10 protein-coding genes are annotated in these 11,145 nt (G+C 74.5%); 6 read left to right on the forward strand and 4 right to left on the reverse strand.

The window, feature by feature from the left end; translation table 11 throughout:
* The first annotated feature begins 28 nt into the window (after window positions 1-28).
* Window positions 29-949, forward strand: a complete 921-nt coding sequence (locus ACIP37_RS24260; protein ID WP_400844480.1) for a DUF6891 domain-containing protein — start codon at window positions 29-31, stop codon at window positions 947-949.
* Between the two features lie 31 nt (window positions 950-980).
* Here the strand turns inward: ACIP37_RS24260 and ACIP37_RS24265 are convergent, their stop codons facing one another.
* Window positions 981-1,892, reverse strand: a complete 912-nt coding sequence (locus ACIP37_RS24265) for a diacylglycerol kinase (RefSeq protein WP_363579645.1) — start codon at window positions 1,890-1,892, stop codon at window positions 981-983.
* Window positions 1,889-3,511 (reverse strand): FAD-binding oxidoreductase, encoded by a 1,623-nt coding sequence (locus ACIP37_RS24270; protein ID WP_400810009.1) that lies wholly within the window; start codon window positions 3,509-3,511, stop codon window positions 1,889-1,891. The genes ACIP37_RS24265 and ACIP37_RS24270 overlap by 4 nt, the downstream gene beginning before the upstream one ends.
* A 20-nt stretch (window positions 3,512-3,531) precedes the next feature.
* Between ACIP37_RS24270 and ACIP37_RS24275 the strand changes: the two genes are divergently transcribed.
* Entirely contained in the window at window positions 3,532-4,146 is a 615-nt protein-coding gene (locus tag ACIP37_RS24275; RefSeq protein WP_363579644.1) for a TetR/AcrR family transcriptional regulator, read from the forward strand.
* Entirely contained in the window at window positions 4,143-5,720 is a 1,578-nt protein-coding gene (locus ACIP37_RS24280) for a glycerol-3-phosphate dehydrogenase/oxidase (protein WP_400810007.1), read from the forward strand. The genes ACIP37_RS24275 and ACIP37_RS24280 overlap by 4 nt, the downstream gene beginning before the upstream one ends.
* A 16-nt stretch (window positions 5,721-5,736) precedes the next feature.
* Here the strand turns inward: ACIP37_RS24280 and ACIP37_RS24285 are convergent, their stop codons facing one another.
* Entirely contained in the window at window positions 5,737-6,030 is a 294-nt protein-coding gene (locus ACIP37_RS24285; RefSeq protein WP_063349769.1) for a hypothetical protein, read from the reverse strand.
* A 239-nt stretch (window positions 6,031-6,269) separates the two neighbouring features.
* Here ACIP37_RS24285 and ACIP37_RS24290 point away from each other — a divergent pair, with 239 nt between their 5' ends.
* Window positions 6,270-6,845, forward strand: a complete 576-nt coding sequence (locus ACIP37_RS24290; protein WP_350883073.1) for a TerD family protein — start codon at window positions 6,270-6,272, stop codon at window positions 6,843-6,845.
* 69 nt (window positions 6,846-6,914) lie between these two features.
* Here ACIP37_RS24290 and ACIP37_RS24295 read toward each other — a convergent pair whose 3' ends face one another.
* A complete protein-coding gene (locus ACIP37_RS24295; protein WP_400810004.1) occupies window positions 6,915-8,174 on the reverse strand; it encodes an FAD-dependent monooxygenase in 1,260 nt (419 codons plus the stop codon).
* A 184-nt stretch (window positions 8,175-8,358) separates the two neighbouring features.
* On the opposite strand from ACIP37_RS24295, the gene ACIP37_RS24300 reads away from it, so the two are divergent.
* Together ACIP37_RS24300 and ACIP37_RS24305 are read left to right on the forward strand one after the other, a co-directional pair.
* Window positions 8,359-10,413, forward strand: coding sequence for an FAD-dependent oxidoreductase (locus ACIP37_RS24300; RefSeq protein WP_400810003.1), 2,055 nt, complete (start codon window positions 8,359-8,361; stop codon window positions 10,411-10,413).
* Window positions 10,414-10,489: 76 nt separating this feature from the next.
* On the forward strand, window positions 10,490-11,062 hold the full coding sequence (locus ACIP37_RS24305) for a PadR family transcriptional regulator (RefSeq protein ID WP_400810001.1): 573 nt from the start codon (window positions 10,490-10,492) through the stop codon (window positions 11,060-11,062).
* The last annotated feature ends 83 nt before the right edge of the window (window positions 11,063-11,145 follow it).

Below are 11,145 nucleotides of genomic sequence, written 5' to 3' on the forward strand. Positions count from 1 at the left end.
GTCAGTGGCGTGTGGTTGGGTGATCCACATGCTGGCGATCGGGGTGCAGGAGAACGGCGGGACGCGCCACCTCCGGGTGGAGGCGGCCGAGTTGGCGCGGCTGGTGCGGCGGATCGGCGCGAAGGGCGACCGCTTCCTGGTCGCCCAGCGGATACCGGACCTGCCGGACGTCTTCATCCAGGTGTGGCACGCCGAAGGCGGCGAGTACACGCTCGAACACCGCGACGGCTCCGCCGCCCGGCACTTCGAGGTGCGCACCGACGGTCCCGAGGCGGTCATCGCCGCGATGACGGGCTGGGCGCAGCACGAGCCGGGCTGGGGCGACGGCCTGGACTGGCAGCCGCTCGACCTGGGCCCGCAGCCGGAGCCCGCCCCGCCGCTCGACGTGCCCGCCGACGACCTGCGGCAGTTGCACGACCGGCTGCGCCTCACCCTGGCCGGCGGCTACACCACCCGCGCCGAGCTCGCCGAACTCGCCGAGGACCACCTGGTCTCCGGCGACCACCGCCCGCTCTCCCGCGACCAGGCCGAGCAACTGGCCGACCGGCTCTGGCTGGAGCGCGTCGGCGAGCAGACCGGCTGGATCGGCGAGACCGACCCGGAACGCCTCACCCGGGCCTTCGCCGCCCTGGAGGAGGCCGGCATCACCGCCCGGGAGCACTTCAGCTGCTGCGGTTCCTGCGGCGACGCCGAGATCGCCGCCGCCGGGGCACCGGACGCCCGCGGCTACGTCTACTTCCACACCCAGGCCACCGACTCCGCCGCCGCCGGCCACGGCCTCACCCTCCGCTACGGCGGCTTCGACGCCTCCCCGCTGACCACCACCGCCATCGGCCACGAGGTGGCCGCCGCGCTCACCGACGCCGGCCTGCCCGCCCGTTGGAACGCCGACCCCTCCCGCGCGATGGAGATCCGCCCCCTCCTCTGGCGCCGCCGCCTGGCCGGGTGAGGCCCGTGGCTCCGGCGGGGAGGCGGGTGGGTCACGGCACCAGGAGGTGGAGGGCGCCGGGCGCGGCGCTCACGTCGACGGGGAGGGCCGCGATGAACTCGCCGTCGGCGTAGGCGGTGATGGCGGGGGAGTCGATCCGCAGGGATGCGGTGCGGTGGGTGGTGACTTCGGGGTGGGCGGTGTGGGTGCCCTTGAAGAGGGTGGGGAAGAAGCGGGCGATGCGCAGACGGGGCATGGCGGCGACGAGGGTGAGGTCGAGGAGCCCGTCGTCGGGGAGGGCGTCGGGGCAGATGAGCATGCCGCCGCCGTAGCTGCGGGTGTTGCCGACGGCGGCCAGGGTGAGGTCGCGTTCGATGACGGTGCCGTCGGCGAGGGTGATGCGGAAGGGCAGCGGGCGCAGGTTGGCGAACTCCGCGAGGATGGCCAGGTTGTAGCGCATCCGGCCGCGGGGCCAGCGCAGGCGGTTGGCGCGGTCGCTGACCAGCGAGTCGAAGCCGGTGGCGAGGACGGAGCCGTACCAGCGGGTGGTGCCGTCGGCGGCGGTGACCAGGCCGAGGTCGACGGTCCTGGTGCGTCCGGCGGCGACGACGTCGGCGGCGGCTTCGGGGGCGGCGAGCGGGAGGCCGTACGCGCGGGCGTGGTCGTTGCCGGTGCCGGCGGGTATCACGCCGAGCGGGACGGCGGTGCCGGCGACGGCCTGGAGCGCGAGGTTGACCATGCCGTCGCCGCCGACGGCCACGACGGCGTCGACGCCGTCCGCCACGGCCCGGCGGGCGAGGCGGACGGCGTCCTCGGGGTCGCGGCCGGCGTGCCGGTCGACGTGGAGGCCGAGGGCGTGCAGACGGGCGACGGCCCGGTGGGCGGCGGGCGCGGCGTGGCCGGCGCCCGCCGCCGGGTTGCTGAGGACGGCCACTCGCCTGATGGCTCGCGGACCGCCGGTCACGGGATCAGCTTGCCGGGGTTGAGGATGCCCGCCGGGTCCAGTTCGGCCTTGACGGCGCGCAGGATGCGCACGCCGAGCTCGCCGATCTCGTCGCTCATCCAGGGCCGGTGGTCGGCGCCGACGGCGTGGTGGTGGGTGATGGTGCCGCCGGCGGTGACGATGGCGTCGCCGGCGGCGCGCTTGGCGGCGGCCCACCGGGTGAGCGGGTCCTCGCCGAGGGCGGCGACGACGGTGAAGTAGAGCGAGGCGCCGGTCGGGTAGACGTGCGAGACGTGGCAGAGGACGAGGGCGCCGGGCAGGGCGGCGGTGAGGGCCTCGGTGACGGCGGTCCGCAGCCGCGGGAGCCGGCTCCAACTGGCCGCAGTCTCCAGGGTTTCGCAGAGGGCGCCGGCGCTGAGCAGGGAGTCCCGCAGGTAGGGGGCGTTGAAGCGGCCGTGTTCCCAGGCCCGGGCGGGGGCTTCGCCGAGGGAGGTGGCGCCGGCGGCGAGCAGGGTGTCGCGGGTGAGCCGGTGGCGGGTGGCGACCTGTTCGGCGGTGCCTTCGAAGACGGTGACGGCGAGGCAGCCGGTGACGGCGGGGGCGCCGCCGATCTGCTCGGTCATGGCGAGGTTGACCATCGTCTCGGCCTCGTCGGAGAGCCGGATGACGGTGGGGCCGGTGCCGGCCTGCTCGACGGCGCGCAGGGCGGCACTGCCGGTGGCGAAGTCGGGCAGGCTCCAGGCCTCGTAGGCCTTGACGGCGGGCAGCGGGTGGACGCGGAGCCGGACGGCGGTGATGACGCCGAGGGTGCCTTCGGAGCCGAGGAAGAGTTCGCGCAGGTCGGGGCCGGCGGCGGAGGCGGGGGCGCGGCCGAGGTCGAGCACCCCGGCGGGGGTGACGACGCGAAGGCCGCGGACCATCTCGTCGAAGCGCCCGTGGCCGGCCGAGTCCTGGCCGGAGGAACGGGTGGCGGCGAAGCCGCCGAGGGTGGCGTAGCGGAAGCTCTGCGGGTAGTGGCCGAGTTCGTAGCCGCGCTCGGCGAGCAGGGCCTCGGCGGCGGGGCCGGTGAGGCCGGCGCCGAGGACGGCCTCGCCGGAGGTCTCGTCGAGGTCGTGGAGCCGGTCGAGGCGGCGCAGGTCGAGCGAGATGACGGCGGTGAGGCCGCCGCGTTCGGGGTCGAGGCCGCCGACGACGCTGGTGCCGCCGCCGAACGGGACGACGGCGATGCGGCGTTCGGCGCAGAGCGCGAGGACGGCGGCGATCTCCTGCTCGTCGCCGGGCAGCACGACGGCGTCGGGCGCGTCCTGGGGGGCGCGGCTGCGGCGGCGCAGCAGGTCGGGGGTGGACTTGCCGCCGGCGCGGGGGAGCCGGTCGGCGTCGGCGGCGCTGACGTTGGTCTCTCCGACGGCGGCGGCGAGGGCCTTGAGGTCGTCGGCGGTGATCCGCGAGGGGTGCAGGAGGACCTCGTCGGCGGCCGGTCCGGGGGCGGCGTCGCCGGTGACGCCGAGGGCGGCGGCGAGCAGCCCCTTGATGTCCGCGGACAGCTCCTTGGCGAGGGCCGGGTCGCCCCAGGCGTCCCACTTCATCGGGGGGAGCGGCAGCGCGGCGCCGGCCGGTCCCGCTTGCGTCTCAGGTGCCATGCGTTACAGTTTCACACATCATGTCAAGTAGTAACGCCGAGTCCCCTGGCAGTCCCGCGCGCAGCACCGACGACGCGATCCTGGACGCCGCCGCCGACCTGATCGTCCATCTCGGCGTGCGCCGAACGCAGTTGGCGGAGATCGCCCGCCGCGCCGGGGTCAGCCGGCCGACCGTCTACCGGCGCTGGCCGGACGTCCGGGCGGTGATCGGCGCCCTGCTCACCCGGGAGATCCGGGCCACCCGGGAGGGCGTCGCCCTGACCCTCGGGGGCGACGGCGCTCCGATCGGCCGGGAGGCCTTCGTCGACGGGGTCGTCGAGGTGGCCGTCCGGCTGCGGGACCACCCGGTGCTCGGCGCGCTGCTGCGCTCCTCCGACTCCGACCTGCTGCTGGAGTACGTCGTCGAGCGGCTCGGCACCAGCCAGCGCGGCCTGCTGGAGGCGCTGCGGGCCGGCATCGAGCAGGGGCAGGCGCACGGTTCGATCCGGGCCGGGGAGCCGGTCGAACTGGCCGCCATGGTCCTGCTGATCGCCCAGTCCACCGTCCAGTCGCACCGCATGGTCGCCTCCCTGCTGTCGGAGGCCGCCTGGCGGCGCGAACTGACCAGAGCACTGAACGGATACCTCGCGCCATGACCTCGACGCCCGCCGGATCCTCCGCCGCTCACTCCGCCGCTCCCTTCGCCGGCTCCAGCCGACTCGACGCCGGCCGACGCCAGGCGGAACTCGAAGCGCTGGGGGACCGCCCGCGGGTCGACCTGCTGGTGATCGGCGGCGGCGTCACCGGTGCCGGGGTGGCCCTGGACGCCGCCTCGCGCGGGCTGCGCACGGTGCTGGTCGAGTCCCGCGACCTGGCGTTCGGCACCAGCCGCTGGAGCTCCAAGCTGGTGCACGGCGGCCTGCGCTACCTCGCCTCCGGGCGGATCGGGGTGGCCCGGGAGAGCGCGATCGAGCGCGGCGTGCTGATGACCCGCACCGCCCCGCACCTGATCCGCGCGCTGCCCCAACTGGTGCCGCTGCTCCCGGGGTTGCTGCGCCCCGGGCAGGCCTCGCTGATCCGGGTGGGCTTCCACGCCGGGGACGCGCTGCGGATCGGCGCCGGGACGCCGGGCGCGCTGCTGCCCCGGGTGCGCCGGATCGGCGCCGCGCGGACGCGGCAGCTGGTGCCGGGCGTGCGGACCGCCGGGCTGTCCGGCGCGCTGGTCGCGCACGACGGCCAACTCGTCGACGACGCCCGGCTGGTGGTGGCGCTGGCGCGAACCGCGGCGCAGTACGGCGCCACCGTGCTGACCAGGGTGCGGGCGGAGTCCGTGACCGGCAGCTGCGCCCGGCTCACCGACACCGTCACCGGGCAGTCGCTGACCGTCGAAGCCGGCGCGGTGGTCAACGCCACCGGCGTCTGGGCGGGCGAGGTGGACCCGTCGATCAGGCTGCGCCCCAGCCGGGGCACCCACCTCCTGGTGGACGCCGCCGCGCTCGGCCACCCGACCGCGGCGCTCACCGTGCCGGTGCCCGGTTCGACCAGCCGCTTCGTCTTCGCGCTGCCCCAGCAGCTCGGCCGGGTGGCGATCGGGCTGACCGACGAGGACGCGCCCGGTCCGATCCCGGACGAGCCGCAGCCCGCCGAGGGGGAGCTCGCCTTCCTGCTCGACACCGTCAACGCCGCCCTGAGCACCGCGCTGACCAGGGCGGACGTATGCGGCGCGTACGCGGGGCTGCGGCCGCTGATCGACACCGGGGGCGGCAGCACCGCCGACATCTCCCGGGAGCACGCGGTGCTGGAGTCGCCGTCCGGGCTGGTCACGGTGGTCGGCGGCAAGCTCACCACCTACCGGCGGATGGCCGAGGACGCGGTGGACGCCGCCGTGCGGCTGCGCGGCCTGCCGGCCCGGGCCTGCTGGACGGCCCGCCTGCCGCTGGTCGGCGCCCCGGCCCACCGGGACAGCCGCCCGCTCCCGGCGGGCGCCGTGCCCGGCTCGCTGCTCGCCCGCCACGGCGGATCGTCCCAGGAGGTGGTGGCCGCCGGGGAGTTGACGCCGATCGCGGAAGGCCTGGACGTGACGCGTGCCGAGGTCGCCTACGCCGTCACGCACGAGGGCGCGTTGGACGTCGCCGACGTGCTCGACCGCCGGACCAGGATCGGCCTGGTCGCCGAGGACGCCGAGCGGGCCCGGAAAGCGATCGAGGAGATCGTGGCGCAGCGCCTGTAGCGGGCGGGCGGAGGGCTCAGCGCGCCGCGCGCTCCGGCATCGGGTGCTCGGCTCCCGCGACCTCCAGGACGCAGGAGTACGGGTGCTCGGCCGCGCCCGTGCGGTCCAGCCGCACCGAGAGCGGCAGCGGCGGCTCCTCGGCGAGCTGGGCGGCGAGCGTCAGCGGGTAGACGCCGTGCCCGTGGACGCGGTGGAAGGCGCACTCCTTGCCGTCCACCAGCAACTCGGTCTCGGTGATCCAGCCGGAGCGGACGTTGACGGTGACCGAGTGCCCGGCCTGGTCGAAGTGGAAGCTGTACCGCTGGCGCATGGGGAACCTCCCGCGCGGGGGCCGCCGGTCGGGGCGGACCAGGGGATCCACCGCCAGTCTAGGGCGTGTCTTCCAACCCCCGCCTGCGCGGCGGCGTGGGGGCGGTGCGGGCCGGGGTGATGGGTGGTTCCCGGTGGAACCCCTGAGAAATCCCCGGGGTGGGGCCCGACCGCAGGTGGATTCCCGTGATCTCTACAGTGTTGTAGATTCGTCCGCAGGGAGAGATCGAGGAGGGCATTGTGGGAGTTTCACTGGCCAAGGGCGGCAACGTCTCGCTGAGCAAGGAGGCGCCCGGTCTGAGCGCCGTGATCGTGGGTCTCGGCTGGGACGTGCGCACCACCACGGGCGCCGACTACGACCTGGACGCCAGTGCGCTGCTCTGCAACGCGCTCGGCAAGGTGGTCTCGGACCAGCACTTCGTCTTCTTCAACAACCTGCGCAGCCCCGACGGTTCGGTCGAGCACAGCGGCGACAACCTGACCGGTGGCGGCGACGGCGACGACGAGCAGATCAAGGTCGACCTGGCGCGGGTGCCGGCCGACGTGGCGAAGGTGGTCTTCCCGGTGTCGATCTACGACGCCGACGCCCGGCTGCAGAACTTCGGGCAGGTCCGCAACGCGTTCATCCGGGTGCTGAACCAGGCCAACGGCCAGGAGATCGCCCGCTACGACCTCAGCGAGGACGCGTCCACGGAGACCGCGATGGTCTTCGGTGAGCTGTACCGCAACGGCGCGGAGTGGAAGTTCCGCGCGATAGGGCAGGGTTACGCCTCCGGTCTGCGCGGCATCGCGACCGACTACGGCGTCAACGTCTGATCGCGGCAGGTGGATCGCGGCAGGTGATCTGACGGGGTTTCGGCGGCCACCGGCCTTTGCGGCCCACGCTCACTCGGGACGCCCGAGGGCGTGGCCGCCGAAACCCCCGCTGCCGGTGAGCTGACGGCGCCACCAGGCGTCCATCCCCGGTCCGTCCATGGCCGACCAGTCCGGTGCGGCGGCGACCTGCTCCCGGCCGAGCCGTCGGCCCAGTTCCACCAGCTCCCGCCCGACCACGCCCCGCTCCTGGTCGTACGCGGCCAGCAGGGCCGGCCAGGACCCGCCGTCCGTGGCGGCGGCCCGCCCGGCCTGCTCGAAGGCGTGCGCGTCCTGCAAGGCCTTCACCGCGCCGCTGGTGTTGTGCGGGCGGACGACGGTGGCCGCGTCCCCGCCGAGGAGCAGCCGGCCGGCCGTGCGGCGCGGGGTCTCCAGGTCGTAGACGGGCTGGAGGAAGGTCCGCTCGCGCGGGGTGAGGGTGACCAGGGCGGCCCAGTACGGCGGCAGGTGCCGTTCGGCGAGCTGGCGCAGGTCGTCCAGCCGCCCGTCGGTGAGGGTGCCCGCCGGGATGCTGGTCGGGCCGTCGAGGCGCAGCCAGGCGGGGGTGGGCGCGTAGAAGACCCAGTTCACCTGGGTGGTGCCGGGGGTGAGCCCGGGGATGCGGTAGATCACGACCTGGCCGCCGGGGTAGCAGACGGTGGCGCACTCGTCCTCCGGCCAGGCCGCGGCCCCGCCGGGCAGCTCCGCCAGCAGTGCGGCGTCGTAGCTGCCGCGCCAGCACACGTACCCGGCGTATGCGGGTCGGGCCTGCGGGCAGACCGCCGCGCGGACCACCGAGCGGTAGCCGTCGGCGCCGATCACCAGGTCGTACGGTTCGCGGGTGCCGTCGGGGCCGGCCGTCCAGGCGCCGTCCTGGTCGGTGCCGGCCGCGGTGACGGTGTGGCCTTGCCGGAACTCGACCCGGTCGGGGGTGCGTTCGCGCAGGGCCTGCCAGAGGACGGCCCAGTGGTGGGAGTGGAACGGCATCGGCTGGTTCCAGAGCACCCGCCCGCGCCCGTCCGGTCCGTCGCCGCCGCGGTCCTCGGCCGTCTCCCGGGTGACCCAGCGGCGGACGGTGAGGCGGTGGCGGCGGACGCCGTCGTGGAGGTGGCCGGCGTGGACCAGTTCGTCGAAGCGGTCGTCGTTGATGCAGATCCCGACGCCGCGGTCCTCCAACTGGCCCTCGCTGCGTTCCAGGACCACGATCCGGTCCGCTCCCAGCCGGGCGGCGGCCCCGGCGAAGGCGCTTCCGGCGATGCTGCCGCCGATCACGGCTATCGAGCTATCCCGCATGGCGGTCCTCTCCCAGCTGCCCACACTACCGATCTGACAATACGCGGATCATGTCCGCGAGTTGGTGGGAACCGGCAGAGCGCGAGGCCTCGACCCGCGGCCCCCTTATGCAACTAGTTGCACATCGAGCCGCCGTCCCCTACTCTGCGGTAACACCGACCCCCGCCGCCCCCAGGAGACGTCGATGAGCGCGTCGATGAGCACCACCCCCGGCAGCAGCCGCTACCCGCACCTGCTCAGCCCGCTCGACCTCGGCTTCACCACCCTGCCCAACCGCGTCGTCATGGGCTCCATGCACGTCGGCCTGGAGGAGGCCCCCGACGGCTACCGGCGGATGGCCGAGTTCTACGCCGAGCGGGCCCGCGGCGGCGTCGGCCTCATCGTCACCGGCGGCATCGCCCCCAACGAGGCCGGGCGCCCCTGGGAGGGCGGCGCGATGCTCACCACCGGGGCCGAAGCCGACCGCCACCGCGTCGTCACCGACGCCGTGCACGCCGCCGGCGGGAAGATCGCCCTGCAGATCCTGCACTTCGGCCGCTACGCCTACCACCGCGACCTGGTCGCCCCCAGCGCCCTCCAGGCCCCGATCAGTCCCTTCGTCCCGCACGAGCTCACCGCCGCACAGGTCGAGCAGACCATCCAGGACTTCGTCCGCTGCGCCGAACTCGCCCGCCGCGCCGGGTACGACGGCGTCGAGATCATGGGCTCCGAGGGCTACCTGATCAACGAGTTCGTCGTCGCGGCCACCAACCGGCGCGAGGACGAATGGGGCGGCCCGTACGAGCGCCGGATGCGCTTCCCGGTGGAGATCGTCCGCCGGGTCCGCGAGCGGGTCGGCGAGGACTTCATCATCGTCTACCGCCTCTCCATGCTCGACCTGGTGCCCGGCGGCTCCACCCTCGACGAGGTCGTCCGCCTCGCCCAGGCCGTCGAGGCCGCCGGGGCGACCATCATCAACACCGGCATCGGCTGGCACGAGGCCCGCATCCCCACCATCGCCACCTCCGTGCCGCGCGGCGCCTTCGCCTGGGCGACCAGGAAGGTGATGGGCACCGTCGGCATCCCGCTGGTCACCACCAACCGCATCAACACACCGGAAATCGCCGAGCAGTTGCTCGCCGACGGCTGCGCCGACCTGGTCTCGCTGGCCCGCCCGCTGCTCGCCGACGCCGACTTCGTCGCCAAGGCGGAGGACGGCCGCGCCGACGCCATCAACACCTGCATCGGCTGCAACCAGGCCTGCCTCGACCACACCTTCAGCGGCCTGATCACCTCCTGCCTGGTCAACCCGCGCGCCTGCCACGAGACCGAACTCGTGCTCACACCCACCAGGTCGCGCAAGCGCATCGGCGTCGTCGGAGCCGGCCCGGCCGGGCTCGCCTTCGCCGTCTCCGCCGCCGAACGCGGCCACGACGTCACCCTGTTCGACGCCGCCGCGGCGATCGGCGGGCAGCTGAACACCGCCCGGCTCGTGCCCGGCAAGGAGGAGTTCGACGAGACGCTGCGCTACTACCGCACCCGGCTCGCCGAGTTGGCCGTCACCCAGCGCCTCGGCACCACCGCCACCGCCGACCGGCTCGCCGCCGAGAACTTCGACGAACTCGTCCTCGCCACCGGCGTCACCCCGCGAACCCCCGGCGACCTGCCGGGAGTTGACCACCCCAGCGTCGTCGGCTACCTCGACGTCCTGCGCGACGGCGCCCCCGTCGGCGAGCGGGTCGCCATCCTCGGCGCGGGCGGCATCGGCTTCGACGTGGCAGGCTTCCTCACCGACCCGGGTGACGCGGCCAGCCTCGACCCGGCCGTGTTCCAGGCCAAGTGGGGCATCGACCCGGAGTACCGCGAGCGCGGCGGACTGCGCCGCCCCGAGCGGCCCGCACCGCCGCGCGCCGTCCACCTGCTCCAGCGCAAGACCAGCAAGGTCGGTGCCGGGCTCGGCAAGACCACCGGCTGGATCCACCGCACCGAACTCCGGCACCGCGGCGTCACCATGGTCGCCGGGGCGACGTACGACCTGATCGATGACGCCGGCCTGCACTTCACCGTCGACGGCGAGCGCCAACTGCTGCCCGTGGACACCGTGGTGCTCTGCACCGGCCAGGAGCCGCGCCGCGACCTCTACGAGGCGCTGTGCGAGCGCGGCCTGGAGGCCCACCTGATCGGCGGCGCCGACGTCGCCGCCGAACTCGACGCCAAGCGGGCCATCAAGCAGGGCACCGAACTGGCCGCCGCGATCTGACCCTTCCTTGCGCGCTGGGTCCTGTTCGGCCGGACAGGACCTGGGCACGCCTTGGGCACGCCCTAGGATCGACGGCATGTCGCTGCCGCACGCCATCCTCACCGCCCTGCTGGAGAAACCGTCCTCGGGGCTGGAGCTGACCCGGCGCTTCGACAAGTCGATCGGCTTCTTCTGGCCCGCCACCCACCAGCAGATCTACCGCGAACTGGGCCGGCTGGAGGCCTCCGGGCAGATCCGGGCCCTCCCGCCGTCCGGCCCCGTCCGCGGGCAGAAGAAGGAGTACGAGGTCCTGCCCGAGGGCCGTGCCGAACTCGCCCGCTGGACGGCCGAGGGCGCCGAGCCGCGCGCCGTCCGCGAACCGCTGCTGCTACGGCTGCGCGCCGCCGCGGTGGTCGGCACGGACGGCCTGGCGGCCGAGGTGCGGCGGCACCTGGCGCTGCACCGCGCGCAGTTGGACGACTACCGGGAGATCGAGCGGCACGACTTCCCGGCCGAGGCGACGGCCGGGGAGAACCGCCTCCAGCACGCCGTGCTGCGGGCGGGCATCGGGCTGGAGGCCTTCTGGGTGCAGTGGCTCGCCGAAACCCTCGAAACCCTCGAAACCCTCGAAGCGCTCGAAACCCCCGGCCCGCCCCCGCTTGGGTTCTAGCGGTCGTCGCAACACCCGAGCTCAAGGTGTGCGATGGACTTCGAGATCCGAGGGGACCGGAAGCCGCAGGGGCCCAGGAAGCT

The sequence above is a fragment of the Kitasatospora sp. NPDC088861 genome, from assembly GCF_044750105.1.
Classification (GTDB): domain Bacteria; phylum Actinomycetota; class Actinomycetes; order Streptomycetales; family Streptomycetaceae; genus Kitasatospora.